This window comes from Streptomyces fuscichromogenes, from assembly GCF_014645815.1.
Taxonomy (GTDB): domain Bacteria; phylum Actinomycetota; class Actinomycetes; order Streptomycetales; family Streptomycetaceae; genus Streptomyces; species Streptomyces fuscichromogenes.
Genome location: NZ_BMML01000015.1, coordinates 85,750 through 109,867 on the forward strand (window position 1 = coordinate 85,750; position 24,118 = coordinate 109,867).

Sequence of the window (24,118 nt, forward strand, 5' to 3'; positions counted from 1 at the left end):
CGAGCTCAGCCAGGCACCGGATCCTCGGAGGCGGGCAGCGGTTGTGTGGTCCTCGGGGCCAGCGCGCGGACGGAGGGGGTGGCGACCATGGCGAGGGTGGCGAGGAGGATGAGCGCGGCGGCCGCGTAGAGGGTGGCATGGAGGCCGAGGAGGAGTACGGCGGGTCCGGCGGCGAACTGGGCGAGCGGGAGCGCGAGGTAGGAGCCGAGGTCGTCGTAGGCGTAGACGCGGGCAAGGCGGTCCTCGGGAATCTGTTCGTTGAGGGTCGAGTACCAGGCGACGCCGGCCTGTTCGACGCCCACGCCCGCGACGAAGTTGGCCACGACCAGCAGCCAGGTGTACGGGGCGAGCGCGAGCAGCAGCGGGATCGTCGCCGTCAGGCCCATCAGTGCGCAGCCGGCCAGGATCGCGCGCCGGGGCCGCCAGCGCAGCGACAGTACGCCGCCGGCGACCGCGCCGAGCGAGCCCGCGGCAAGGGCCAGACCCCAGCCGCTACGACCGATCCCAGTGGTGTCGGCGACGGCCGGGCCCAGCACGGTGAACGAGGCAGTGAGACCGGCGTTGAGGAAGCAGAAGGCCACCACGATCACCCACACCCAGCTGCGCGAAGTGAACTCCCGCCAGCCGACGCGCAATTCATGCACCACACCGGGGCTGGGCGCGGGCGGCGCGACCTGAACGCGGACCAGCGCGAAGAACGCGGCGGCGAGCGCGAAGCTGAGCGCGTCGACGGCCAGGCCCCAGCCGGGGCCGACCGCGGCGACCAGTACCCCGCCCAGCGAGGCGCCCACGATCGCCGCGCTGCTGCCCGCGATCCGGGAGAGCGCGAGCGCGGCGCGGCGAGAGACGGCCGGAACGGTCTGGGGCAGCAGTGCCTGGGCGGCGGGCTGGTAGCAGGAACTGGACGCCCCGTTGACCGCGGCGAGCACCATGAGCAGGGGGATGGCGGCGCTGTGGGTCAGGACCAGGGCGGCGACCACCGCCTGGCTCACGGCGCTCACCACGCTGCTGCCGACCAGCAGCGGACCGCGCGGCAGCCGGTCCGCCAGCACCCCGCCGTACAACAGAAAGAGGATGCCGGTGAGGGAGTGGGAGCCGACCACCAACCCGAGCGAGCCGACCGAGCCAGTGGCATCCAGCACGGCGAAGGCCAGGGCGATCGGCGCCACCGCGTTGCCGAGCAGGTTGGCCGTCGTACCGATGAGGAGATGACGGAACGGGCGGTGGCGCACAGGCGCCAGGGCGGCAGGCATGCGCCTGATCGTCGGGACCGGGCGGCGCGCCCGTCAACGGGTTATAGGCCTGGCACGGCGCTCCCCACCGCGGGGTGGCCGGGCCGGTCGTGGTCGATCCACGCACTGCGGGTGGTGAGCCGCGGGTGGATACGGTCCCAGGCCATCACCTTCGCGGTGCCGTAGCGGTCGGTGACCTGCACCGCCTCCGTGTCGGCCTCGCCCCGGGTCCCGGGCCCGGCACAGCGGAACTCCTCGCCGTGCTTCGGCGGTCGCCCGTCCTGGGGGACAGGACAGGCCGGTGCTCGGCCGGCAGCGTCAGACCGACCGGCGAGGTCACCGGGCCGCTCCCGCAGAGCATCGCGTCGCGCCGGGCGTCATGGTCGAGCACACTCACCTCTGCGGCCTTCGTATGAACGTGATTCCGTGGCGGAACGCATGCTCGTGCGGGGGCCGTCCCTCTGTCCGGCGAATGCCCAGGTGAGTCAACCTGTACGACTCGATGTTCGAGACCAAGGGGAGAGCGCACGTCAAGGTCAGCCGCGGAGGGTGACCTTGCTGGGGCCGTTGAACGGGGCAAGGGAGGTCACCCTTCGAGGCGTCCGCAGCCCACCGTTCTCCGCGAAGAACTGCCGCGTCGCGCTGTAGGACACCTCTCCGGTGGTCATTGCCGCGGCTAGGTCGTACAGCGTGCGGATGGTGTCCGTCATCTCCTCGTCGCTGGCGGCCCCGACCCCCCATACATCCCAGAGGAGCGTCTCGACCTTGTTGAGTGCCGCGAGGTCGAGTCGGACGTTCCCCGCCACGAACCACTCCCCGACCAGAGGACTGTCCGGCAGCGGGAGCCCGTACGACTTCGGATCGGCCTCGCCCGCACGGATCTGCTGCCAGGCGTCACCGGCGACCTGGAAGCGGTCGCGTGGGACGTCCATCGGGTCGAAGCCCACCTTGTGAGTCTCCAGGACGACGGGGTCCGCCAGTTCGGGGTCGGCGAGCAGCCAGCCTCGCCCGGGGTCCCAGTACTCGGTGACCACGTGGTCGGCGTGGAAGCCGTCCGTACCGAAGTAGTCGGCGAAGCCGGACCGGATCCGGGCGGGTATGCCCACGTACCGCAGGAACGAGCAGTGCAGCAGCGCGAAGTCCCGGCAGATTCCCACGAAGCGGTCGCCGACCTCGCGGCGCTGTGGCAGGGGAGCATCGTCGCGTGCGATGACGATGCGCAGGATGTCATCGATGTAGCGCGTCTCGGCGTCGTTGTGGAGGCGATCTTGCGGGATGACGTACGTGAAGAGGTCGCCTTCCGCGCGGTGAACCATCAAGTCCCTTGCGACTCGGGCAAGTTCGCGCGGATCGGCGGGCAGGGCGGCGTAGAGCGGAGTGCAGTCCCCAGGGTCGGAGAACGGGCTCTGGGCAGCGTAGAAGGCGGCGGCATCCGCGGGCAGGCTGGGCATGTGCATGCACGCCACCGTGTCAAAATGTCCCCGAAAATGTCCATGGCCGAACGCCTGCTGACACGCGAGGCGGTCCGCTTCTGCCACACATGCTCGTATGGGTCGCCCGACGCAACCCTCCGGTCAAGCACGGAGGCCAGATGCCAAGCTAAGGGGCACGGGGCTGTACTCGATGTGCGGCTACCGCCGCGTGGGCGCGATCAGCCCCCACGCACCCCACGCACCCGCAGCCGCCGCACGACTCTTTCCGGCGCTCTCTGCGATCCTGTCCCCGATGCTGCTCTTCCTGGACGTCGACGGAACCCTCATCCCCTTCGGCGCCCCCGCCGACCGCCCCTACCCGGTCTACGGGACCGCCCCCACCCCCTCGGCCTCCTCGGCCCCCCTGCTCACCCGCATCGACCCCGCCCTCGGCCCCCGTCTGGAAGCCCTCCGTTGTGACCTCGTCTGGGCCACCACCTGGATGGACGACGCCAACGCCTGTGTCGCCCCCTGGCTGGGCCTGCCCCCGCTGCCGGTCGTGGAGTGGCCGGACGAGGACGAGCCGTCGGTCCTGCTGCACTGGAAGACCCGGCCGCTGGTGGCCTGGGCGGGGCAGCGGCCGTTCGTCTGGATCGACGACGAACTCACCGAGGCCGACCGTGCCTGGGTCGCCGCCCACCACCCCGCGCCCGCCCTGCTGCACCGCGTCGACCACGAGTTCGGGCTGACGGAGGCGGACTTCGCGGCGCTGGAGGACTGGCTGGCGAGCCGACGCTGACGCCTCACCCCCGGCCCCGGCTCATTCCCGGTGCCGTGTGGAGGCGGCGGCGACGTGGTCCGCGACGGTGTCGGCGAAGACCCGGGCGAGCGGCGGGAGCGCGTCCCAGCGGCGCACCGCCCAGCCGACGGGGAGGGGAGGCAGGCCGGGGACGGGGACGAGCCTCAGGGGGCCGTCGCCGCCGGGTACCCGGTGGCCGGGCAGGGCGGGTACGACGGCGTGGCCGAGACCGAGTTCCGCCAGCAGAAGGGCGGTGTCCCAGTCCGCGACACCGGTGTCGGAGCTGCTCCGGACGCCCAGTTCGGCGAACGCGGCGTCGAGACGGGCGCCCGAGGTGGAGTTCTGCGGCAGCCGGATGAGGCGGATGCCCGCGAGGTCGGCCACCTCGACGCGGGCCCGGCGCGCGAGCGGGTCGTCGGCGCGGACGGCCAGTACCCAGGGCAGGTCCACGACCGGGCGCTGCTCGATGCCGCGGACCGGGCCGCCGAGGGTGACCCAGGCGAGGTCGAGGTGGCCGGCGGCGAGGGCGTCGTAGCAGCTGCGGCTGGAGGTCTCCGTCTGGAACTCCAGGCTCACCTTCGGATGGCGCTGCCGGAAGGCGACGATGGCCTCGGACATGAAGTGCCGTACGGTCGTGCCGCCCGTGGTGACGCGTACCGAGCCGCTGTCTCCGTTGACGAGGTCCCCGAGGCGCCGCAGGGCCGAGTCCAGGCCGGTGATGCCGTCGGCGGCGGCGTCCCACAGGACCCGCCCGGTGGGTGGGTACGACGCCCCGCGACTGGCGCTCCAGGAGGCTCACGCCGGTCTCCCGTTCCAGCCGCTTCACGTGCTGGCTGACCGCGGACTGGGTGCAGGCCAGCTCGCGGGCGACGGCGCTGAGGCTGCCCGCCCGGCACACGGCCACGAAGACGCGCAGGTCGTCCAGAGTCATGGACCCAAGCTACCGGGACCCAAGCCACAGCTTGGATCGGCCTAGAAATCCATAGGATTGACTGGGGTCGGCGTCCTCGCGATGATCGGCGCAGGGCCCTGGGCGGCAACCCGGCCGGCGCCTCCGCGGGATCCGGACCCGGGCGGAGGCACCGGCCGGGTGCCGACCCGAGCGACGGAAGGAACCGCCTCGTGTCCGCCTCCTCCTCCGCCTCCTCCTCCGCCTCCTCCGCAACCCCCACCGCCCGCACCCGGGCTGTCGCACTCCTGCGCACACTCGGTGCCGCCGAGATCGCCCACCCGGGCGGCACGCTCCTCGCGCACCTCCAGCGTGTCCACGACCAACTCGCCGCCTGGGACGCCCGCCCCGCCCTCCGGCTCGCGGGCCTGTGCCACGCGTTCTACGGCACCGACGGCTTCCCCACCACCCTGCTGCCCCTGGACCGCCGCGCCGAACTCGCGGCGCTGATCGGCACGGAGGCCGAGGCGATCGTGCACCTCTACGCCTCGTGCGACCGGAGGGCCACCTACCCGGCGCTCGCGGACCCCGAGGCGCCCTTCCACGACCGCTTCACCGGAAGTACCCGGGTTCCCGGACTCCCGCTGCGCCGGGACTTCGCCGAACTGTCCGCCGCCAACGAACTCGACCTCGCCCGCATCGACCCGTCCTTCCGCGAGCAGTGGGGATCCGCGCTCCTCGCCCTGTTCACCCGCCTGCGCCCCCTGCTGAGCCGGCCGGCCTGGCTCACCTGTCACACCGTCCTGGCCACGGCAGCACGGTGAGCTCCGGCCATATGGCCTGCCAGCGTGCCGCCTTCGCTTCGTAGACCTCCCGAGGGGCGAGCACCGGGTTGGGCCGGAGCACGAGGTCGAACACGTCGGAGAGCCCGTGGGGCGCATAGACGCGCCATCCGCCGTCGGGGTTCAGCCGCACCCCCAGACAGCATGTCGTCGCGGCGAACGAGTCGATCGCGGCCTCGGTGGACCCGTGAGGCCGGCAGGGCACGCCGAACTTCTGCTCGTACCAGAGATGCACACGGGCCTCGTTGCGGATCTCCACCTCGGCCGGCAGACCGGCGAACACCTTCTGGCCCACCTTGATCACGGCGTCCTCCGCCTCCCAGGACAGGTCGGCGTCGTCGAAGTAGAAGATGTCGTAGTCCTTGATGCCGTGGGCCGGGGGCCTGTCGGTGACCACGTTCCACACGGTCTGGAACAGGCACCCCGCCGTCACGTACCAGTCGGGCAGCCCCAGTGTCGCCGTCCTGGTCAGCACGTCGGTCAGGACCTCGTTGCGGGAGAGCACGGACCGCAGGCCGTCGAGTTGCTCAACGAGCGGGAGTCGACCAAACATCCGTACTCCGTACCACGGTCGGCCGCTCCCGCGAGGCGTCCCGGCGGAAGAGGCGGGAAAGGTCAGGACCGCGCGGTCCGGAACGCCAGATACCGGCTGAACGCTTCGTGGCTGTCGGGGGTGAAGCGCCATTCCCGCAGGGCCGACCGCAGCTCCGGCTCGGTCAGCCGGCCGTGCCAGGCGATCTCGTCGGGGTCGGGGACCACGGTGTCCGGCACGATGGCTTCGTGCACGCCGAGCCAGTGGGGGCTCAGTCCGCTGCGGTTGACGAACGTGAACAGAAGCCGCGGCAGCACATGGATGCCCAGCTCTTCGGCCAGCTCCCGCGCGGCGGCCTGCTCGTACGACTCGCCGACACCCACGGCGCCCCCGACGACGACCTCGTAGTGCCCGGGGAAGCGCGACAGCTGCTCCGACCGCCGGTGAACGAGGATCCGCCCCCGCTCATCACGACACACCGTCACGGCGACCCGGTGCAGCCACCCCTCCCGAACGGCCTGCCGCCGACCGACCACCCCCAGCACACGATCCCGATCGTCGACCCGCTCCACCGGTTCATCCACGCCCCACACCCTGACAGACCCCACCGACAACACCGGCACCCGACCGACGACGGGTGCCGCGCGACCACGGCACCTGTCGTGTTCAGGCCCATCTGCGTCACTCCGTACGGCAAGTCGACCGATGCTCGTGTCCGTTGAGCAGACTTCAACGAATCTACATAGCTCGTACTCGATATATGGTTGAGTGATCCCATGGTGAACATCCGGCTCACCAAGCCGACGGTGGCCGTTCTTGAGACTTTGCTCTCAGCGACGAGCGACAAGCAGGCTTGGGGCCTCAGTATCTGCCGTGACGCCGACCTCGGCCCGGGCACTGTCTATCCGATCCTTGATCGTCTGACCGAGCATGGCTGGGTTACCAGCTGTGAGGAGACAGGCCCCCATCCGGGACGACCGGCGCGTCGCTTCTACGAACTCACCGGTGTCGGTCGCCAGCTGGCAACGCAGGCTCTTCAGGCTCGCCAAGCACGGCGTCTCAGGCTCGGGCTGGCTGGTGGTTTGGGGTGAACCAGCCAAACCATACTGGTGAGAACACAGAGATCGTACCGATCCGTATCATGTGCTTACCCCTCATCGCCGGCCTCATCTTTGTCGTATGTGCGGGAAAGGCCTTAATCGCATGGCAGAAGGGCTTGCCAGGGGCATCGTTTGTGGTGATCACAATGATCTGCGCAATCATTTGGATGGGTCGAGTGATTCGCCACCTTCTGAGGTGGATGACAGCAACCGACCCGCGATGGCAGTCGCGTGAGACCACGCGAACTGTCCAACGGCTTACGCGGCTCGCGGTACGGGTGGCTGGAGCCCGAAGAAGCCACCTCCTGAGCGAGTGGGGCGCAGTGCTGACGGGTGCTGCCGACGAGAACCGGACGGCGCAGCCTTCCCGTCATGTCATTCTTGCACTCGGATTCCTGCATGCGGCATTGCGTATGCGAGCGCACGACATCTTCTATTCTGCGTGGCACCCCATCGACTGGCTACTGGTATCGGCCATCAGGACAAATTCTTTTATTGCGACTGCTGTTGGAATCCAGGGGATTTACATCACTGTACACAGTGGCCTTTACGGTCTTGTTGTCGAGGTGTGGGAACCCTGCGGTCTCCTGGGGGCATCGCTTTTCGCACTGACGCGGTGGTTGCGTCGTATTCGAGGCATTGAACTCGCTCGGTCGGGTCACGAAGCCGAGTAGTAGCGCTCAAGGTATCGGGGAGACGCGGGGGGCTACAACAATTGGATTCCGGGATCTGGTCGAGGCCGGTTTAGTTGCCGTATGAGAACCTCCACGACGTACTTCCCGAAGGCCCCTCATCATGTCCAGGTTCGGGTCGGCAGGGGACGAGCTATTCCGGACTCCAGTTGAGCGTCTCAAAGAGGCGTTGGGTCGTCAGGAAAGCCGGATCGCGTACGCCAACGATCATTTTTGCGCCGACAAGGCAACAGGGGCATGAAAATCTACACTATCGGGTTCACGAAGAAATCCGCCGAGAAGTTCTTCGGTCTGTTGCGCACATCGAGCGCGACGGTGCTGGTCGACGTCCGACTCGACACCCACCGACCTGACCTGGCGCCGACGCAGTCCATGGGGTGCCGCCGAGCTGCGCGGTGACAGTTGTCCCGCTCAAGTGACAACCCTCGTGCTCATGTCCTGTCTCGGATATGCCCGGACGTTGTGCCGCGTTGGCCCTGCGGTGCTCGGACCTGAGTGAGACAGGATTCGGTGGTCTGCCTCACTCAAGTCCGGGTAGGGGCCGCGCTCGGTCCTAGACGACCGCCGGCAGGACGGTCAGCGTTCCTGTGGCTGTGTCGATCGTCGCCCGGGTGCCGAGGGGGATTGTCGGGGGGTTGGTGCCGTGTCCGGCGGGGAGCCCGCCCAGGACCGGGACACCGAGCCCGGCGAGTCGGTCGTGCAGGATGTCGCGGATGCCCCAGCCACCTAGCGCTGGATCGCCGAGATCGCGCTCGAAGCCGAGGAACTGGCCGAGGGCGATGCCGCGCAGACCGTCGAGCGCCCGGGAGCGGATGAGCTGGGTCAGTGCGCGGTCGACCTCGCCCAGTCCGGTTCCTCTCTGGTGTTCGAGGAAGAGGATGGCTCCCTGGAGGCTGGGCAGGCCGGCTCCGGTCTCCGTGCGGATCGTGTCGAGGTTGCCGCCCATCAGGATGCCCGTCGCCGTGCCGTCCACGACGACGTCTGCAGAGGCTTCGGACGGGTCGCGGTGGAGGGTGACGGGGTCGGTGGTCATCAGTGCGCGGCGCAGGGACTCGGCGGAGGCGGGCCCGGTGTAGGTGTCGTCGCGTTTGGCGAAGGGGCCGTGGAGTGTGGCCAGGCGGCATCGTGACCACAGGGCGAGGTGGATGTGGGTGATGTCGCTGAAGCCGACGACCGGCTTCGGGTCGCGTCCGATGGCGTCGGTGTCGAGGTCGTCGACGATGCGGTAGGTGCCTTTGCCACCCTTGGCGGCGATCACGGCGCGGACGCCCGGATCGCTGAACGCCTCGTTCAGGTCGGAGACGCGGTCCTCGTCGCGGCCGGCCATGTAGCCCCACTGGTCGAAGACGTGTTCGCCCAACTCGGCCTGAAGGCCCCAGGAGGTGAGCAGGTCAACGCCCCGGGCGACTTCTTCCCGACTCGGCGGGCAGGCAGGAGCGACGATCCGCACCCGATCTCCGGGCCGCAAACGCGGCGCCCTCAACGACTGCGGATTCTGGTGGTCATCCATCCGACGATTCTGCGCGGAGACACCCCACCTGATGCCCGGAGATGTGACTGAGACGTCGGCTCGTGTCCCGTCTCAGTGAAGGTGCACCACGTCGAGGCTGTGACCAGGGATGAGTCAGATTGAGTGAGACGCGGTGCGGCGCGGCGTCTCACTCAATCTGAGGTCTGTGACTCCTGCGCTGCTTCGCGCTCGGCAGCGAACTCATCGAGGAGCTCGAACAGGACCTTGATCGCGTGCTGTTCGTCCTCAAGCGGAAGATTCCAGAAATCGTCCCAGCCGTTCGGGAGGGCTATGTGGAGGACCTGGCCGGGCCAGGCGTGGTTGCAGTCGCGTCCGCGGCGGGCGACGAGCCAGTCGTGCCAGCCGGTGAACCCGGGCCCACCGTGCCGGAGAGCGTGCTGGTCATAGCCGGTCAGGAACGCAGCCAGCATGTGGAAGGAGGTCTTGCCGACGAACATGCCGGGACGTCGGCCGACGTTGGCGAAGTACTCGCGTTCGGTCATCTCCGAGAGGGGCTTCATGCGTCCGTGCCCTCCTCGTCACTGGTGCTGTCGTTCAGGTCTGGACGAAGCCTGCTGCGGGCCGCCTCCAGACGTTCGGCGTAGTCCGCCGCAAAGATCTCCGGCAGCGACTTGTCGAGCGTTCCGGCAATGCGGTGAAGGGGTGCCCAGACCGCCGTATCGCCGACGAGACGACTGAGGTCCGTCATCTGCACCTGCTCCAGCCAGTCCGACAGGACTAGCGCCTCATCCGAGGTGAGCTTGATGATGATCTCCGGATTCTCCACCCCTCGAACATAGTTCGTCGACCCTGCGCTGTCAGAGGTGCCTGGCACATTGCCGCCGTGGACACTTCGGTGCCGTGCGACATGACCCGTCTCGCTGAACGTGAGGCAGGACAGTGCTCTGACCTCGGGTGCCTCAGGTTGAGCGAGACGTCGGGTGTGCCCTGCTGTATCTGGGCGCCGGTGTCGGCCCTTGCCGCCTCCGGTGCCTCATCCTCAGGCGGGGCGCTCGGCCATGACGACCAGACCCGGCCCGCTGAACTCATCTGCTGGGAGCCGAAGTTCGGCGACGGGGCGCAGTCCGGCCCGTTCGATCAAGTCGACGAACTGTTCCGGCCGCCATTTGTGCGTCGTCCAGCGGACGGACACACCTCCGTAGGCCTCCGTGCGCACTGCGTCCTCGTCGCCGACGTGGGTTCCGGTGATGAAGTGTCCGCCCGGCTTCAGAGCCCGTGCGAACAGGGCGAGGACCTGAGGAAGCACGTCGCGAGGGAGGTTGAACAGTGACCACCACCCGAGTACGCCGCCGAGGGACGTCTCTTCGAGGCTGAGGTCGGTGGCAGAGGCGACGCTGAAGCGGCAGTGCGGATACAGACGGCGGGCGTTTGCGATCATGCCGGGCGAGAGATCGACTCCGGACACGTCGAGTCCGCGTTCGGCGAGGTAGGCGGTCACCGTTCCGGGCCCGCAGCCGACGTCGAGGACGGGCCCGAGTTCGCTCACGGTGTCGGCGAAAGCGTCGATGGATGCCTTGAGCCAGGGATGGCGACGGATGTCGCCCATTCCCGTCGTCGCCACCATCTCGGCGTAGTTGTCGGCCACCCGGTCATAGGACTCACGGACCACGTCGAGATCGGCCGGCCGGTCAATTTGGTGTGCACGCATCAGCCAACAGTAGGGCGCCGAGTTCGCTGGGGCAGAGGTTGAACAACTCGATTGGGTAGACAAGGCACCGCTGTGTCGCGGCCGAACGTCGCGGGCAGTGGCCCGGCTGGGGCAGCTTGCTGCGCAGGTCGCCCGGGACTCGTTCACTTCGCATCTGACTCGTCTCGCTCAACCTGAGCAGTGTGCTGTCCGGACTACGTGTCTTGGGGATGCTGGTGAGTGCGCCAGAGGCTTCTGAGGGCTTCGAGTTCGGTTCGGGGGAAGTGCTCGCCCCACTTGCCTCGATAGCCCCTCTCGCCGTAGGTCTGTGCGACCTCGTCGAAGCAGCGGATCACGGCGCAGGCGAGTTGGTTGATGCCGAGCTGACTTGACCAGATCTCGGTCCCCCTGTTGTCGTGATCGCTGCCGTCGCCCAGTTCCAGCACGCGGATCCAGATGTCGTCGCCCTCGCGATAGAAGATCCACCGGTAGGCGGTCGGTTCGGCCTCGAACTGGACACGGGTCTCCATCTCCCCCGCGACGAGCCGGGCCACCGCGGTCAGGAACTCCTCGGGTGCGAAGCGAACCCCACGACCTGAGGATCGAAGTCCATCAGGATCGCGTGATCACGCTCCAGCCACGACTCGAACCCGACATGCCGCCCCGTCGTCGCCGACCAGTACAGGCCCGGAAAGTGCCGCTGTCCCCGGTACGACGGAAAGCCCCGGACCGGCGCGACCTCCTCGAAGGCCACCTCCGCCGCGTACCCCAACGGCTTGCGTACCTCGTCACCACGCTCCAGCCAGGCCAGATCGAAATCCGAGACCTCCGGCTGAGCCCCACCCCGCAGGACCTGTATCCCACCCATGACTCGACCATCACGGATGCCATGAGACAAGCCGCATGGAACGAGACACAGGTCACCCTTGTGGGTGACCGCACCCTCGACAACAGCCACCGGACATGAGATTCGAGGCCGCCCCGCTCAGATCGGTGAGACTTGTCCATGCTCGGCGAGACGGGACAACAGAACAGCTGATGGCCAAGGTTGCCTGAGACAGGCAGCCAGATGGCTCGGATAGGCCGAGATCGGCCCGCCTTCAGCGAGACAGGTCAGCTCGGATGTCCGGACACCACGGAGACAGGGCACTCATCGGCCATCCGGGTATGGCGCGGCGCACTTTTGCAAGCAGGTGCTTGCAATTGTTAGCGGGGGTGGGGCAGGGTAGGGGTATGGCATCGCTGAACGTCGGCAATCTCGGTGAGTATCTGCGTGAACAGCGGCGCAACGCGCAGCTGTCGCTCAGGCAGCTCGCCGACGCCGCCGGGGTGTCCAATCCGTACCTGAGCCAGATCGAGCGCGGGCTGCGCAAGCCGAGCGCGGAGGTGCTCCAGCAGGTCGCCAAGGCCCTGCGGATCTCCGCCGAGACGCTGTACGTCCGCGCCGGAATCCTCGACGCCGAGCGGGATCTGAACGAGGTGGAGACCCGTGCGGTCATCCTCGCCGACCCCACCCTCGACGAGCGGCAGAAGCAGGTGCTGCTGCAGATCTACGAGTCGTTCAGGAAAGAGAACGGCTTCGGGTCGGGCGAGGAACGCGCGAGCGATGCGGACACCACCGGCGCCGAGAGCGCCGACGGCGACAGCGAGACCGACAGCGAGACCGATCCGCGGCGGACGGCCGGATGAGCCGGCCAAGCGCGCCGACCGCCGCGCCGCGGACCACAAAACCCTCAACCGAACTTTAATACGGGAGGACCATCACCATGGCCATCACCGACGACCTGCGCAAGACCTTCAGCGACCCGACCCCGCTCTACTTCGCCGCCGGCACCGCCGACCTGGCCCTCCAGCAGGCGAAGAAGGTCCCCGGCCTGGTCGAGCAGCTGCGCAGCGAGGCCCCGGCCCGTATCGAGGCGGTCCGTCACACCGACCCGAAGGCCGTCCAGGAGAAGGCCACCGCCCGCGCCAAGGAGGCCGGCGTCAAGGCCAAGGAGGCGCAGGCCAACCTCCAGTCCAAGGTCAACGACTTCATCGTCTCCCTCGACGGCGACCTCAAGAAGCTCGGCGAGTCCGCCCAGGACTTCGCCCTGCGCGGGGTCGGCGTGGCCGCCGAGTACGCGGTCAAGGCCCGTGAGACCTACGAGAAGGTCGCCGAGCACGGCGAGCTGGCGGTGAAGACCTGGCGCGGCGAGGCCGCCGACGAGATCGAGGACCTGGCCATCGCCGTCGAGGGCAGGCCCGAGCCGGTCGTGGTCAAGGAGGAGGAGAAGAAGGCGGAGGAGCCGAAGGCCGCCGAGGCCAGGCCGACCGCCGTGAAGAAGGCCCCGGCCGCCAAGAAGACCCCGGCCCCGCGCAAGGCCACCCCGGTCCGGAAGACCACCCCGCCGGCCAAGTAGACGGCGGTCGCGTCAGCGGAACGTACGGGCCGGGCACCTTGAGGGTGCCCGGCCCGTTCTACGGGTACGGTGGCCGCGTAGGGATCGGGAGAGAGCGGGCGGTGGCAGCATGCTGATGTTGGGGTTCGCAGGGTTCCTGGGACTGTTGAAGATCGTCCTCATGGCCCTGGCCGCGTTCGGGCTGGTCGACGCCGTGTTCCGGCGCGAGGACGCCTTCCGCGCGGCCGACAAGCAGAACAAGGTCTTCTGGCTGATCATCCTGGCCATCGCCCTGGTCGTCAGCTACCTCTTCTCGATCCTCTCCATCCTCCCGATCGGAGGCCTGGTGGCGAGCATCGTCTACATCGTCGACGTCCGTCCCGCGGTCAAGCAGGTCTCCGGGGGCGGCGGCTGGCGAGGCCGCCGCGGCGGAAGCAGCAGCGACGGCCCGTACGGCCCGTACAACGGCGGACGCTGACCTTTCCGGGGCGCCCGCGGAGGTGCCCCCCTTCAGGGGCGGGGGGAACTGCGCGACCAGCCCCACGCACCCGCACCCGGCCGACCACCGAACCGGAAACGGCGAGCTCCCCCTCAAACCCCCCGGTCCAGCAGCACGACGGCCACGTCATCCGTCAGCTCGCCCCCATTGAGCTGCCGCACCTCGTTCACCGCCGCCCGCAGCAACGCCTCCCCGGTCAGGCCGGACGCCAGCTGACGCCGGACCATCTCGACCATCCCCTCCTGCCCCAGCCGCTCCCCGCCCGAGCCCACCCGGCCCTCGATCAGGCCGTCGGTGTAGAGCATCAGGCTCCACGCGGCGCCCAGCTTCACCTGCATCCGCGGCCACCGGGCACCCTTCAGCAGCCCCAGCGCCGGTCCGTTGTTGTCGTACGGCAGCAGATCGGCCGGCCGTCCGGCACGGGCGATCAGCGGCGCCGGATGCCCGGCCAGGCACAGCCCCGCCCGGCGCCCGTCCGGCGCTATGTCGACGGTGCAGAGCGTCGCGAAGATCTCCTCGTCGGACCGCTCGTGCTCAAGGACCTCCTGCAGAGTGCTCAGCAGATCGTCGCCGCTCAGCCCCGCCAGGGTCAGCGCCCGCCAGGCGATCCGCAGCTCCACGCCGAGCGCGGCCTCGTCCGGGCCGTGCCCGCAGACGTCGCCGATCATCGCGTGCACGGTCCCGTCGGGCGTGCGCACCGTGTCGTAGAAGTCGCCGCCGAGCAGCGCCCGGGAGCGGCCGGGGCGGTAGCGGGCGGCGAACCGCAGCGAGGAACCCTCCAGCAGGGGCGTGGGCAGCAGGCCCCGCTCAAGACGGCGGTTCTCCTGCGCGCGCAGCCGCCCCTCCGCGAGCTTGCGCTCGGTCGTGAGGGAGCGTTTGCGCTCGACGGCGTACCGGATGGCGCGGCTCAGCAGCCGTCCGTCCAGTTCGTCGCGGAAGAGGTAGTCCTGGGCGCCGACGCGCACGGCCTCGGTGCCGCGCTCGGTGTCACCGGAGGCGGTGAGCGCGAGTACGGCGTGCCGGGGCGCGAGCTCCAGTACGTGCTTGAGCACGGCGAGCTCGCCCTCCGCGGCCTTGCCGCCCGGCGCCGGCAGCGCCAGGTCCAGCAGGATGCAGTGGACGTCGTCGGTCAGCAGCCGCTCGGCCTCGGTGAGGTTGCGGGCGGTGCGGACGCGGATCGAGGTGCCGGACGCGTCCTGCAACTCGGGCAGGACCGGCGAACCGGCCGGATCGTCCTCGATCAGCAGCAAGGTGAGAGTGGTGCCGCCGGCGCTGGGCGTGGCGGCTTCCGTGCGGTTGGCCTCTTCCTTGAGGGGGCCGCCGCCCTGTGCGGGCGTGGCGGCCGGCGCCTGACCACTCTCCACGGCCGGGATCGCTCTCTGCCGCGGTACGGGTACGGGCATCGTGTCGGGTTCCTTCCCTCCCCCCGAGGGCATGGCGGGGCGAGGGACCTCGACCCACCAGACCGGGACCATAGCGGTACTGGCCACCACAACGGAATGGTGTGAGCCGCGTCGCTCTGTCTCAGGCCACTGTCATATGCCGCGTGCCGTACCGCAGTTGGGCAAGAAGCCTGTTCGAAGGGGATGACGAAGGTCACGTGCCGCCCGAGTTTGAACGGGCGTTGGCGTGCACTGCATCACATGACGCAGTTCACGAAAGGGGTATCACGCCCAAAGCGCCCGGCACCGCCCATGTGCCCGGCACCGCTCAGGCGTCCGGCCGTACCACCCCGAGGATCGGCATCGTCCCCGCGCCGCCGATCGACACCGTCCGCCCCGGGCGCGGGGCCTGGATGATCGCGCCGTCCCCTATGTACATCGCCACATGGCTGGCGTCGTCGTAGTAGATGATCAGGTCGCCGGGGCGCATGTCCTTGACGTCGATGTGCTTGAGCTGCTTCCACTGCTCCTCGGAGGTGCGCGGGATCGGCTGCCCGGCGCTCGCCCAGGCCTTCGAGGTCAGCCCCGAGCAGTCGTAGGAGTCCGGGCCCTGTGCGCCCCACACGTACGGCTTGCCGAGCTGGGCGGTGGCGAACGCGACCGCCTTGCGGCCCGCCGCGGACGCCTTGCTGTGGATCTCGTCGAGTATCCCGGTGTCCAGCCAGGCGGTCTGCGCCTTGTAGGCGGCCTCCCGCTCCAGCTCGGCGAGGCGCTCCTTCTGCTTCTTCTCCAGCGTCGACTGGAGCTTCTCGGCGGCGGCGATCCGCTGCTTGATCTTCTTCTTCGCGGCGGCCTTCGCCTCGCGGCCGGCCTCCAGCCTGTTCCACTGGTCGGCCGCGTCCGCCGCGTACTGCGTCAAGTCCTGCTGGGTCTGTGTCAGTTCCCTGATCAGCGCCTTGGTGGCACGCTCGCCCTGGAGCACCCGTCCGGCCCCGTCCAGGAACAGGGAGGGGTCGTCGCTCAGCATCAGCTGAGCGGTGTCCGGCAGTCCGCCGGTGCGGTACTGGGCGGCGGCCGCCCGGCCCGCCCGCTCCTTCAGCCCGTCGAGCTTCTGCTGTCCCTTGACGATCTTCTCGGCCAGGTCGACGATCTCGGCGGACTGCTTCTGCGCCGCCTCCTCGGCGGCGTTGTACGCGTCGGTGGCGACGGCCGCGTCGTGGTACAGCCCGTCCAGCTTCTTGCTCACCGCCTCAAGGTCCTTGTCCGGCGGGAGAGTCGCGGAGGGACTGGCCGAGGCGCTGGAGGAGGCGCTGGGGGAGGGGGAGGGGCTGGGGGCCGCGAACGCCGTGCCGGGCGCCGCCAGCATCGTCACCGCGCAGGCCACGGTCACCGCCGTCGCCAGGATCCCGCGCCCGCCCGGCCGGACGGTGTGCTTGTCCGGTCCCATGACCCGCCCCCCAGGAACTGATTAACCGTCAGTAACTTACGCCGCGTGGAGGATCGTGCCACGTGGTGCCGCAAAGCGACAGGGGTAGGGCGACAGAGGTGACGGGTGGGTTCCTCCCCGGTTTCCCCCCGAGTACGACGATCTTCCCGTCTTTGTGACGAACGACTCACCTGGATCGTTCCCCGCTCGCCGCCCCGAGATCGTTCCCGGCCCGCCGCCCCCTCATTCCGGGGGTGCCAACGCTCCCCACGCCACCGTCACTTCGCCCTGCCGCCAGCGCGCCGCCGAGTCCGTGACCGGCCAGTCGGCCGCCAGTTCCCGCACCGCCCGGATCCACCGCTGCCGGGCGCCGTACGACGCGTAGGGCGCGGCCGCCGCCCACGCGCGGTCGAAGTCCCGCAGGAACGCGTGCACCGGTTCGCCCGGCACATTGCGGTGGATCAGCGCCTTCGGCAGCCGTTCGGCGAGGTCCGAGGGGCGCTCCAGGGACCCGAGCCGGGTCGCGAAGGTCACCGTCCGCGGCCCCTCCGTCCCGAGCGCGACCCACACGTGCCGCCGCCCGATCTCGTCACAGGTCCCCTCCACCAGCAGCCCGCCGGGCGCGAGCCGCCCGCACAGCCGCTGCCACACCTCGGCGACCTCGCTCTCGTCGTACTGCCGCAGCACGTTGGCCGCGCGGATGAGCAACGGCCGTGCGGGGAGCGGGATCTCGAAGCCGCCGTGCCGGAAGGCCAGCCCCTCGCGCTCGTACGGCAGCGCGGCGGCGACCCGCGCGGGCTCGATCTCGATCCCGACGACACGCGCGCGTGGCGCGACGGTACGCAGCCGGCCGAGCAGTTCGACCGCGGTCCAGGGGGCGGCGCCGTACCCGAGGTCGACGGCGACGGGGTCCTCCGCGCGGCGCAGTTCCGCCCCGTGCGTGGCAGCGATCCAGCGGTCCATACGACGCAGCCGGTTGGGGTTGGTGGTCCCGCGCGTCACCGTTCCCACGGGGCGGGAAGCGCGGGCACTCATGCGTACGAGGGTAAGTGGAGGCGCCCCCGTAGAGGCGCGGGGAACTGCGCGACAAGCCCCACCGGCCCGCACTCGACCCTCGGCCACACCACCCCACGCATCCCATTCTCGAACGGTTGAGCGACATAAGGTAATGTCCCGGCAAAATAACCCGCCCCCGGAATGGGAATCAGTGCCTCCGCTGTTTCCACCCTGGAGGACGCTCGACGCCCTCCCGACGGCATGCCCGAACAGAGGAGGACCGCCACGTGAGCCAGTACGCCGGCAGGCTCGGGCGCCGCTCCCCGTCAGCTGCCACCCGGCTCCTGCGGCCCCGCCGCCCGCGCCGGGTCGCGATGCTCTCCGTGCACACCTCACCGCTCCACCAGCCCGGCACCGGCGACGCCGGCGGCATGAACGTCTACATCGTGGAGCTCGCGCAGCGCCTCGCCGCGATCAACATCGAGGTCGAGATCTTCACCCGGGCCACCTCGGGCGGCCTCCCGCACACCGTGGAGCTCGCCCCCGGCGTCCTCGTCCGGCACGTCGACGCCGGCCCCTACGAGGGCCTCGCCAAGGAAGAGCTCCCGGCCCAGCTGTGCGCCTTCACGCACGGCGTGATGCAGGCCTGGGCCGGCCACCGCCCCGGTCACTACGACCTCGTCCACTCGCACTACTGGCTCTCCGGCCACGTCGGCTGGCTCGCCGCCCAGCGCTGGGGCGTCCCCCTCGTGCACGCCATGCACACCATGGCGAAGGTCAAGAACGCCAACCTGGCCGACGGCGACACCCCCGAACCCGCCGCCCGGGTCATCGGCGAGACCCAGATAGTGGCCGCCGCCGACCGCCTCATCGCGAACACCTCCGAAGAGGCCGGTGAACTGGTACGGCACTACGTCGCCGATCCCGCCAAGGTCGCCGTCGTCCACCCCGGCGTGAACCTCGACCGGTTCCGCCCCGCCGACGGCCGCGCCGCCGCCCGCGCCCGCCTGGGCCTCCCGCAGGACGCCCTGATCCCGGTCTTCGCGGGCCGCATCCAGCCCCTCAAGGCCCCCGACGTGCTGCTCCGCGCCGTGGCCGTGCTCCTCGACGAGCGCCCCGAACTCCGCTCCCGGATCGTCGTGCCGATCGTCGGCGGCCCCAGCGGCAGTGGTCTCGCCAAGCCGGAGGGCCTGCAGAAGCTGGCCGCGCGGCTCGGCATAGCGGACGTCGTGCGGTTCCGCCCGCCGGTCGGCCAGGAACAGCTCGTGGACTGGTTCCGGGCGGCCTCCGTGCTGGTCATGCCCTCCTACAGCGAGTCCTTCGGCCTGGTGGCGATAGAGGCCCAGGCGGCCGGCACCCCCGTCCTCGCCGCCTCGGTCGGCGGCCTCCCGGTGGCCGTACGGGACGGCGAGACCGGCTTCCTGGTCTGCGGTCACGATCCGGCCGACTACGCGCGCGTGCTGCGCCGGTTCGCCGACGACGCGTCCTTGACGGACCGTTTCGGCAACGCGGCCGCCCGGCACGCCCAGTGCTTCGGCTGGGACACGGCGGCGGCCGCCACCGCCGACGTCTACCTGGCCGCGACCCAGTCGTACCGCCGTCGCGTACGCTCGGCCCATGGGTGATGCTCCACGGGAACGGCAGGCCGCGCAGGTCATCGAGGGTGTCCTGAAGGACTCCGAACTGGAGTGGGAGAGCCCCGGGTCCGGCACCTACGTCGTCCAGCTCCCCGGCACCCGCAAGCTGAAGACGACCGTCTCCCTCATCGTCGGCCGGCACTCCCTCTCGCTGAACGCCTTCGTCGTCCGGCACCCGGACGAGAACGAACCGGCCGTCCACCGCTGGCTCCTGGAGCGCAACCTCAAGCTGTACGGCGTGAGTTACGCCGTCGACCGCCTCGGCGACGTCTACGTCACCGCGAGGCTCTCGCTCGACTCCGTCACCGCCGACGAGATCGACCGCCTTTTCGGGCAGGTCCTGGAGGCCGCGGACGGCGCCTTCAACACCCTCCTGGAGCTGGGCTTCGCCTCCGCGATCCGCAAGGAGTACGCGTGGCGGGTGTCCCGGGGCGAGTCGACGCGGAACCTCGACGCGTTCACGCATCTGATCGAACGTCCTGCTGACTGACTTCAGGTCCGTACCTGATTGACCCCTGCACGCCTCTTTCGACGTCCCGGGCCGCCGTGGCATGCTCGCGTCCAACGCACACATGAACGTCGTTCACAACCATGAAAGCCGCCATGGGAAGGACGTACGGAATGAGCACCACGCACCACGGCACGGCCGTCGGCATGACCAGGCGGGCCCTTCTCGCCGGTGCCACGGCCGTCGCCGCGACCACCGTGGCGGGCGGCACGGCGCACGCCACGGACGGGCAGGTCCCGTCCCTCTGGCGGGAGTTCACCCGCACCCCCTTCACCCACCCGCAGATCCCGTACGTCGGCCGGGCCGGAGCCGCCCGGATCCGCCGGCTCCCGGTGGTGGCCGACATCCGCGCGTACGGCGCCGTGGCCGACGGCGTCACCGACTGCGCCCCCGCGATCAACCGTGCCATCGCCGCTGCCGCCAGGGCCGGCGGTGGCACGGTCACCATCCCGCCCGGCACCTTCCGGATCGACGGCATGGTCCTGCTCGGCCACGACGACGTGGTGCTGCGCGGTGCCGGCAGCGGCCGTACGACGCTGTACGCGACGAAGAGCCTCACCGAACTGATCGGCCCCTACGGCTCCCGCTACGGCGGCACGAAGTCGGCCTGGTCCTGGGCGGGCGGGCTCATCTGGCTGGCGCCGAAGGCCCGTTGGGACTCGCTGACCGCCGCCGTCAGGGCGCAGGCCTGGCCCTTCGAGGGCTGGACGGGCAACAAGCGTGACGAATGGGAGCAGTTGACGCCCGTAGAACCGGCCCGGCGGGGCGACCGGACGGTCACCGTGTCCGACCCCTCCCGGCTGCGTCCCGGCCGCCTGGTCCTGCTCCGGGTCGCCGACGACACCGCCCACACCCTCCTCCAGCACATGTCCGGCGGCGGTCCGGGCCCGGCGTCGTACTACTGGGAGGACAAGACCAAGCTGCTGTCGTACGTCCCCTACGAGTGGCCCGTCCGGGTCACCGCGGTGCGCGGCCGCCGGGTGACGCTGGAGCGGCCGCTGCCGGTGGATCTCCGCCCGGAGTGGAACCCCCAGTTCACCACCCATGTACGGGAGTTGACCGGATCCGGCGTGGAGGGCCTCACCCTGGACGTCATGGAGACCCCGCAGTCCCCGCACCTCCTCGACAAGGGCTACAACGGGGTCGTCCTGCAGTGCGCGTACGACTGCTGGGTGGACGACGTCACCGTCCGCAACGTCGACAACGGCTTCGGCCTGGTCGCCGCCTCCGCCTGCACCCTGCGCCGCACCCGGGTCGGCGGCCGGGGCGAGCACCACCCCTACTTCTGCCGCGAGGGCTCGCACGACAACCTGATCGAGGACTTCACCGTCGAGGAGCGCACGGTCCCGGCGCCGTCCGACACCCAGCTCCACGGCATCAACGTCGAGGGGCTGTCCTCCCACAACGTCTGGTCGCGCGGCGAGATGCAGATGGGCACCTTCGACTCCCACCGCGGCCTGCCGTTCGGCAACGTCCGCACCGACATCACCGTGGACAACAACGGCCGGCACGGCGGCGACGCCAACGCCGGGCCGCTGTTCGGCGCCCGCTTCACGCACTGGAACGTCCGGGTGACCAACGGCCGCGCGGGCCTGATGCGCCTCGACGGCCTTGCCCCGTACTCCGCCACGGTCGGCCTCAACACCGTCACCGACTTCGACCAGACCGACGTACCGGACTTCACCGGCGACCTGAACTCCCGCCTGGAGCTGTACGGCACCTGGGACGCGGTACGGCCGCGGAACCTGTACGAGGCCCAGCGGGACCTCGACTGCGGCGTCAGGTGACGTACCGCGCGCTGTCCCGGTAACGCCCCGGGGTCACCCCCACCAGTTTCCTGAAGTGCCGGGTGAGATGGGCCTGGTCGTGGAAGCCGGTGGCGGTGGCCGCCCCGGCGGGCGGTACGCCGTCGAGCAGCAGCCGGCGCGCCCGGCCGACCCGGCGGGACATCAGGTACTGGTGCGGGGCGATGCCGTACGCGCCGCTGAACGCCCGTACCAGGTGGGCCGGGTGGGCGTGCAGCAGGCGCGCGGCCTCCGCCAGGGCGAGCCCGTCGGTGACCCGCTCGTCCAGGAGTTCACGGAGGTTCTGGGCGAGGGCCGGGTCGGGAGCCCTTTCGGTCCCGGCCACGAGCCTTGGGCGGAGCAGGCCCCGCAGCCGCTCACTGATGAGGGTGAGCCGGCTCTCGGCCTCCAGTTCGTCGCCGGGGCGGGCGAGGGCGGAGTGCAGCAGGCCGACGCGTTGCCGCAGCAGGGGGTCACGCAGGTCGGGCCCGTCGACGGCCGCGCCGATGAGGTCCTCCCCGAGGAGGGTGCCGTCCAGGTACACCACGCGTTTGCGGAAGCCGCCCGCGGTGGCGGGGGAGCCGTTGTGCGGGACGTGCGGCGGCAGCAGGGACACGGTGTCGCCCGGGGTGCCGTGCTCGTGCCGGTCGAGGTCGTACCGTACGGCGCCGTCGTCCACGATGAGCAGCGTCCAGGCGTCGTGTACGTGCATCGGGTACGCGTACTCGGTGAAGCGCGCGTGGAAGACCTCGGTGACGCCCGGGACCAGGGGGCGCCAGGCGGTGACCTCCTGGGGCGCTCCCCGGGCGGCTCCCCGGGCGGCTTCCTGGGCGGCTTCCTGGGCGATGTGCTGCCGGGCGGCCATGCAAAGAACGTACAAGACCCGCGCGGACGACGCCCGGCAGTCTCGGGGCATGAGCACTTTCGACACGAAGATCGCCGTGCTGCTGCGGGCGGACCTGGAGTCCTGGCAGCGGCTGAACGTCACCGCGTTCCTGGTCAGCGGCCTGGGCGCGACGGTTCCCGAGGTGGTCGGGGAGCCGTACGAGGACGCCGACGGGGTGGGTTACCTGCCGATGTTCCGGCAGCCGGTGCTGGTCTTCGAGGGCACGAAGGAGACGCTCGGGACGGCGCACGAGCGGGCGCTGGGCCGGGCCCTGCCCCGGGCCGTCTTCACCGCGGACCTGTTCTCGACCGGCAACGACCGCGACAACCGGGCGGCGGTACGCGCCGTGCCCACGGCGGGGCTGGATCTGGTGGGGCTTGCGGTGTACGGGCCGCGGAACGCGGTGGACAAGGTGCTGAAGGGGGCGCGGATGCATCCGTGAGACCCGGGGCCGACTGAGCCGGCGATGAGCCGACCGAAGGAATCGTGTGGCGTGACCGGGTGATTGGATCATTTAATCTGATCAACTTCTTCACGAATGTCGCATCTCAGAGTCATGCGATACATCCGATTCTCCAGTGTGGCCGCGGTGGCGGCGATCGTCACGTGCGTGACGGGCGGACCGGCGGCCGCCGGCGACGACGACCCGTCGACGCCGGTCCCCTGCTACACGGCAGCGCTGACGAACGCCATCAGCGGCGCCTCGTCGGGGGACACCCTGTCCCTTGCCCGCAACTGCACCTACCACTTGACCTCCCCCTTCAGCACCGGTGAAGGCCTGCCGACCATCGCCCAGCCCCTCACGATCAAGGGCAACGGCGCGACGATCGTCCGCGACGGGAACGCGACCCCCGCGTTCCGGATCTTCCACGTCCTCTCCACCGGCAACCTGCGCCTGCAGGACCTCACCGTCCGCGGCGGCAACGCCACCACCGCCACCGGTACCGGCAACGGCGGGGGCATCCTCGTCGACAGCAACGGCAAGCTCACGCTGGTGAAAGTCGACGTGATCGACAACACCGCCTCTCTCAACGGCGGCGGTGTGGCGCTGTCCACGAACGCCACGGCGAACATCCGGCGCAGCTGGGTGGCGTTCAACAACGCGCTCAGCGGCGGTGGGGTGTTCAGCCAGGGAAGGTTGACCCTGGACAACTCCGAGGTCGGCCGCAACCACGCCCAGACCGCCGGCGGCGGACTCCTCCAGTTCGGCAGCGGCGCCTTCATCCACGCGAGCATCATCAGCCGCAACACCGCGAACGTCGGCGGTGGCGGTATCGGTAACAGCGGCGGCGCGGTGACGACGATCATCGAAAGCAAGATCGCGAACAACACGACCCCCGGTCTCGCGGGCGGCGGGATCGCGAACTCGGGGGCTGGGTCGCGGGTGGAGCTGGACAAGTCGGAAGTCAGCGGCAACGTCGTCGGAGGCCTGGGAGGCGCCGGCGGCGGTATCCACAACTCCGGTACGACCACCGTGCTCGTCCTCAACGGCAGCAAGGTCATCCGCAACAGCGCGAACGGCCCCGGTTCGGCCGTGGCAGGCGGCATCTACAACAACAACGGGCTGGTCACGCTCGACCACAGCCACGTCCGCAACAACGCCTCCACGACGGCGCCCGGAGGCCTCCGCACGAACGTCCCGATCACGCTCACGGCCTCCACCATCACCCACAACATCCCGACGAACTGCGTCCCGCTCCCGATCCCGGGCTGCACGAACTGACGGGGGTCCGGGTACGCGGGCTGGGTTAGGCGGGCCGGGCAGGGCGGGCCTGGTCGGGCAGGGCGGGCTTGGTCGGGCTTGGTCGGGCAGGGCGGGCCTGGTCGGACTTGGTCGGGCAGGGCGGGCCTGGTCACGTGGGCTGAGCTAGATGGCCTCGGCCGAGCGGGTCCGGGTACGCGGGCCGGGGCTACGCAGGCTGGCCCGCGAGGCCCCGGCCTCCTTGCCCCTGCCCCTCTGCCCCCC

25 protein-coding genes and 2 pseudogenes are annotated in these 24,118 nt (G+C 70.0%); 11 read left to right on the plus strand and 16 right to left on the minus strand.

Features of this window, described 5'->3' with window-relative positions:
* Positions 1–5 precede the first annotated feature (5 nt).
* From IEZ11_RS29565 to IEZ11_RS29575, 3 genes and pseudogenes are all read right to left on the minus strand, one after another.
* A complete protein-coding gene (locus tag IEZ11_RS29565) occupies positions 6–1,253 on the minus strand; it encodes an MFS transporter (RefSeq protein WP_189265972.1) in 1,248 nt (415 codons plus the stop codon).
* 89 nt (positions 1,254–1,342) lie between these two features.
* Positions 1,343–1,558: pseudogene (locus IEZ11_RS52260) on the minus strand (NF041680 family putative transposase); the annotation flags it as partial.
* 210 nt (positions 1,559–1,768) lie between these two features.
* Complete coding sequence (locus IEZ11_RS29575; protein WP_189266119.1) at positions 1,769–2,683, minus strand: transglutaminase-like domain-containing protein; 915 nt, start codon at positions 2,681–2,683, stop codon at positions 1,769–1,771.
* Between the two features lie 274 nt (positions 2,684–2,957).
* On the opposite strand from IEZ11_RS29575, the gene IEZ11_RS29580 reads away from it, so the two are divergent.
* Positions 2,958–3,443, plus strand: a complete 486-nt coding sequence (locus IEZ11_RS29580) for an HAD domain-containing protein (protein WP_189265973.1) — start codon at positions 2,958–2,960, stop codon at positions 3,441–3,443.
* Positions 3,444–3,464: 21 nt separating this feature from the next.
* On the opposite strand, the pseudogene IEZ11_RS29585 reads toward IEZ11_RS29580, so the two are convergent.
* Positions 3,465–4,374, minus strand: a pseudogene (locus IEZ11_RS29585) (LysR family transcriptional regulator).
* Positions 4,375–4,565: 191 nt separating this feature from the next.
* Between IEZ11_RS29585 and IEZ11_RS29590 the strand changes: the two are divergent.
* Positions 4,566–5,156 carry a DUF6817 domain-containing protein gene (locus IEZ11_RS29590; RefSeq protein WP_229713429.1) on the plus strand — a complete coding sequence of 197 codons (591 nt, stop codon included), beginning with the start codon at positions 4,566–4,568 and terminating at the stop codon, positions 5,154–5,156.
* Here IEZ11_RS29590 and IEZ11_RS29595 read toward each other — a convergent pair.
* Positions 5,119–5,727 (minus strand): nucleotidyltransferase family protein, encoded by a 609-nt coding sequence (locus IEZ11_RS29595; protein ID WP_189265974.1) that lies wholly within the window; start codon positions 5,725–5,727, stop codon positions 5,119–5,121. The genes IEZ11_RS29590 and IEZ11_RS29595 overlap by 38 nt on opposite strands.
* Before the next feature lie 62 nt (positions 5,728–5,789).
* A complete protein-coding gene (locus tag IEZ11_RS29600) occupies positions 5,790–6,290 on the minus strand; it encodes an NUDIX domain-containing protein (protein WP_373294994.1) in 501 nt (166 codons plus the stop codon).
* Between the two features lie 192 nt (positions 6,291–6,482).
* Here IEZ11_RS29600 and IEZ11_RS29605 point away from each other — a divergent pair, with 192 nt between their 5' ends.
* Entirely contained in the window at positions 6,483–6,797 is a 315-nt protein-coding gene (locus IEZ11_RS29605) for a PadR family transcriptional regulator (RefSeq protein ID WP_189265975.1), read from the plus strand.
* Positions 6,798–8,051: 1,254 nt separating this feature from the next.
* On the opposite strand, the gene IEZ11_RS29610 is transcribed toward IEZ11_RS29605, so the two are convergent.
* From IEZ11_RS29610 to IEZ11_RS29635, 6 genes are all read right to left on the minus strand, one after another.
* A complete protein-coding gene (locus tag IEZ11_RS29610; protein WP_189265976.1) occupies positions 8,052–9,008 on the minus strand; it encodes a S66 peptidase family protein in 957 nt (318 codons plus the stop codon).
* Between the two features lie 152 nt (positions 9,009–9,160).
* Positions 9,161–9,529 (minus strand): hypothetical protein, encoded by a 369-nt coding sequence (locus IEZ11_RS29615; protein WP_189265977.1) that lies wholly within the window; start codon positions 9,527–9,529, stop codon positions 9,161–9,163.
* On the minus strand, positions 9,526–9,795 hold the full coding sequence (locus IEZ11_RS29620; protein WP_189265978.1) for a hypothetical protein: 270 nt from the start codon (positions 9,793–9,795) through the stop codon (positions 9,526–9,528). Before IEZ11_RS29620 ends, IEZ11_RS29615 begins: the two co-directional genes overlap by 4 nt.
* A gap of 213 nt (positions 9,796–10,008) precedes the next feature.
* Positions 10,009–10,677, minus strand: a complete 669-nt coding sequence (locus tag IEZ11_RS29625) for a class I SAM-dependent methyltransferase (RefSeq protein ID WP_189265979.1) — start codon at positions 10,675–10,677, stop codon at positions 10,009–10,011.
* Between the two features lie 194 nt (positions 10,678–10,871).
* Positions 10,872–11,210 (minus strand): hypothetical protein, encoded by a 339-nt coding sequence (locus IEZ11_RS29630; protein ID WP_189265980.1) that lies wholly within the window; start codon positions 11,208–11,210, stop codon positions 10,872–10,874.
* Between the two features lie 5 nt (positions 11,211–11,215).
* Complete coding sequence (locus tag IEZ11_RS29635) at positions 11,216–11,524, minus strand: hypothetical protein (protein ID WP_189265981.1); 309 nt, start codon at positions 11,522–11,524, stop codon at positions 11,216–11,218.
* A 365-nt stretch (positions 11,525–11,889) separates the two neighbouring features.
* Here IEZ11_RS29635 and IEZ11_RS29640 point away from each other — a divergent pair, with 365 nt between their 5' ends.
* From IEZ11_RS29640 to IEZ11_RS29650, 3 genes are all read left to right on the plus strand, one after another.
* Positions 11,890–12,345, plus strand: a complete 456-nt coding sequence (locus IEZ11_RS29640; RefSeq protein WP_189265982.1) for a helix-turn-helix domain-containing protein — start codon at positions 11,890–11,892, stop codon at positions 12,343–12,345.
* A gap of 77 nt (positions 12,346–12,422) precedes the next feature.
* Complete coding sequence (locus IEZ11_RS29645) at positions 12,423–13,055, plus strand: hypothetical protein (protein ID WP_189265983.1); 633 nt, start codon at positions 12,423–12,425, stop codon at positions 13,053–13,055.
* A gap of 109 nt (positions 13,056–13,164) precedes the next feature.
* Complete coding sequence (locus tag IEZ11_RS29650) at positions 13,165–13,512, plus strand: DUF2516 family protein (RefSeq protein ID WP_189265984.1); 348 nt, start codon at positions 13,165–13,167, stop codon at positions 13,510–13,512.
* 113 nt (positions 13,513–13,625) lie between these two features.
* On the opposite strand, the gene IEZ11_RS29655 is transcribed toward IEZ11_RS29650, so the two are convergent.
* The 3 genes from IEZ11_RS29655 to IEZ11_RS29665 form a co-directional block, all read right to left on the minus strand.
* Positions 13,626–14,936, minus strand: coding sequence for a PP2C family protein-serine/threonine phosphatase (locus IEZ11_RS29655; RefSeq protein WP_189265985.1), 1,311 nt, complete (start codon positions 14,934–14,936; stop codon positions 13,626–13,628).
* 307 nt (positions 14,937–15,243) lie between these two features.
* On the minus strand, positions 15,244–16,362 hold the full coding sequence (locus tag IEZ11_RS29660; RefSeq protein WP_189265986.1) for a C40 family peptidase: 1,119 nt from the start codon (positions 16,360–16,362) through the stop codon (positions 15,244–15,246).
* Between the two features lie 222 nt (positions 16,363–16,584).
* A complete protein-coding gene (locus IEZ11_RS29665; protein ID WP_189265987.1) occupies positions 16,585–17,376 on the minus strand; it encodes a class I SAM-dependent methyltransferase in 792 nt (263 codons plus the stop codon).
* A 248-nt stretch (positions 17,377–17,624) separates the two neighbouring features.
* Between IEZ11_RS29665 and mshA the strand changes: the two genes are divergently transcribed.
* The 3 genes from mshA (at position 17,625) to IEZ11_RS29680 (ending at position 21,269) form a co-directional block, all read left to right on the plus strand.
* Entirely contained in the window at positions 17,625–18,962 is a 1,338-nt protein-coding gene (gene mshA, locus IEZ11_RS29670) for a D-inositol-3-phosphate glycosyltransferase (protein WP_189265988.1), read from the plus strand.
* Positions 18,955–19,464, plus strand: a complete 510-nt coding sequence (locus IEZ11_RS29675) for a type III secretion system chaperone family protein (protein ID WP_189265989.1) — start codon at positions 18,955–18,957, stop codon at positions 19,462–19,464. The genes mshA and IEZ11_RS29675 overlap by 8 nt, the downstream gene beginning before the upstream one ends.
* Positions 19,465–19,595: 131 nt before the next feature.
* Positions 19,596–21,269 (plus strand): glycosyl hydrolase family 28-related protein, encoded by a 1,674-nt coding sequence (locus IEZ11_RS29680; protein WP_229713430.1) that lies wholly within the window; start codon positions 19,596–19,598, stop codon positions 21,267–21,269.
* Here the strand turns inward: IEZ11_RS29680 and IEZ11_RS29685 are convergent.
* A complete protein-coding gene (locus IEZ11_RS29685; RefSeq protein WP_229713431.1) occupies positions 21,262–22,131 on the minus strand; it encodes an AraC family transcriptional regulator in 870 nt (289 codons plus the stop codon). The genes IEZ11_RS29680 and IEZ11_RS29685 overlap by 8 nt on opposite strands.
* Here IEZ11_RS29685 and IEZ11_RS29690 point away from each other — a divergent pair.
* On the plus strand, positions 22,130–22,594 hold the full coding sequence (locus IEZ11_RS29690; protein WP_189265992.1) for a DUF2000 domain-containing protein: 465 nt from the start codon (positions 22,130–22,132) through the stop codon (positions 22,592–22,594). The two genes, IEZ11_RS29685 and IEZ11_RS29690, sit on opposite strands and share 2 nt — an antisense overlap.
* 114 nt (positions 22,595–22,708) lie before the next feature.
* Complete coding sequence (locus IEZ11_RS29695; protein WP_189265993.1) at positions 22,709–23,875, plus strand: hypothetical protein; 1,167 nt, start codon at positions 22,709–22,711, stop codon at positions 23,873–23,875.
* The last annotated feature ends 243 nt before the right edge of the window (positions 23,876–24,118 follow it).

Excerpts from the sequence above, each read along its gene's own strand:
- IEZ11_RS29605 (WP_189265975.1), top strand. The coding sequence starts at position 6,483 with ATGGTGAACATCCGGCTCACCAAGCCGACGGTGGCCGTTCTTGAGACT.
- IEZ11_RS29565 (WP_189265972.1), bottom strand. The coding sequence starts at position 1,253 with ATGCCTGCCGCCCTGGCGCCTGTGCGCCACCGCCCGTTCCGTCATCTC.
- IEZ11_RS29635 (WP_189265981.1), bottom strand. The coding sequence starts at position 11,524 with ATGGGTGGGATACAGGTCCTGCGGGGTGGGGCTCAGCCGGAGGTCTCG.
- IEZ11_RS29690 (WP_189265992.1), top strand. The coding sequence starts at position 22,130 with ATGCAAAGAACGTACAAGACCCGCGCGGACGACGCCCGGCAGTCTCGG.
- IEZ11_RS29610 (WP_189265976.1), bottom strand. The coding sequence starts at position 9,008 with ATGGATGACCACCAGAATCCGCAGTCGTTGAGGGCGCCGCGTTTGCGG.
- IEZ11_RS29680 (WP_229713430.1), top strand. The coding sequence starts at position 19,596 with ATGAGCACCACGCACCACGGCACGGCCGTCGGCATGACCAGGCGGGCC.
- IEZ11_RS29695 (WP_189265993.1), top strand. The coding sequence starts at position 22,709 with ATGCGATACATCCGATTCTCCAGTGTGGCCGCGGTGGCGGCGATCGTC.
- IEZ11_RS29580 (WP_189265973.1), top strand. The coding sequence starts at position 2,958 with ATGCTGCTCTTCCTGGACGTCGACGGAACCCTCATCCCCTTCGGCGCC.
- IEZ11_RS29595 (WP_189265974.1), bottom strand. The coding sequence starts at position 5,727 with ATGTTTGGTCGACTCCCGCTCGTTGAGCAACTCGACGGCCTGCGGTCC.
- IEZ11_RS29645 (WP_189265983.1), top strand. The coding sequence starts at position 12,423 with ATGGCCATCACCGACGACCTGCGCAAGACCTTCAGCGACCCGACCCCG.
- IEZ11_RS29625 (WP_189265979.1), bottom strand. The coding sequence starts at position 10,677 with ATGCGTGCACACCAAATTGACCGGCCGGCCGATCTCGACGTGGTCCGT.
- IEZ11_RS29640 (WP_189265982.1), top strand. The coding sequence starts at position 11,890 with ATGGCATCGCTGAACGTCGGCAATCTCGGTGAGTATCTGCGTGAACAG.
- IEZ11_RS29655 (WP_189265985.1), bottom strand. The coding sequence starts at position 14,936 with ATGCCCGTACCCGTACCGCGGCAGAGAGCGATCCCGGCCGTGGAGAGT.
- IEZ11_RS29575 (WP_189266119.1), bottom strand. The coding sequence starts at position 2,683 with ATGCCCAGCCTGCCCGCGGATGCCGCCGCCTTCTACGCTGCCCAGAGC.
- IEZ11_RS29675 (WP_189265989.1), top strand. The coding sequence starts at position 18,955 with ATGGGTGATGCTCCACGGGAACGGCAGGCCGCGCAGGTCATCGAGGGT.
- IEZ11_RS29650 (WP_189265984.1), top strand. The coding sequence starts at position 13,165 with ATGCTGATGTTGGGGTTCGCAGGGTTCCTGGGACTGTTGAAGATCGTC.
- IEZ11_RS29685 (WP_229713431.1), bottom strand. The coding sequence starts at position 22,131 with ATGGCCGCCCGGCAGCACATCGCCCAGGAAGCCGCCCAGGAAGCCGCC.
- IEZ11_RS29615 (WP_189265977.1), bottom strand. The coding sequence starts at position 9,529 with ATGAAGCCCCTCTCGGAGATGACCGAACGCGAGTACTTCGCCAACGTC.
- IEZ11_RS29660 (WP_189265986.1), bottom strand. The coding sequence starts at position 16,362 with ATGGGACCGGACAAGCACACCGTCCGGCCGGGCGGGCGCGGGATCCTG.
- IEZ11_RS29665 (WP_189265987.1), bottom strand. The coding sequence starts at position 17,376 with ATGAGTGCCCGCGCTTCCCGCCCCGTGGGAACGGTGACGCGCGGGACC.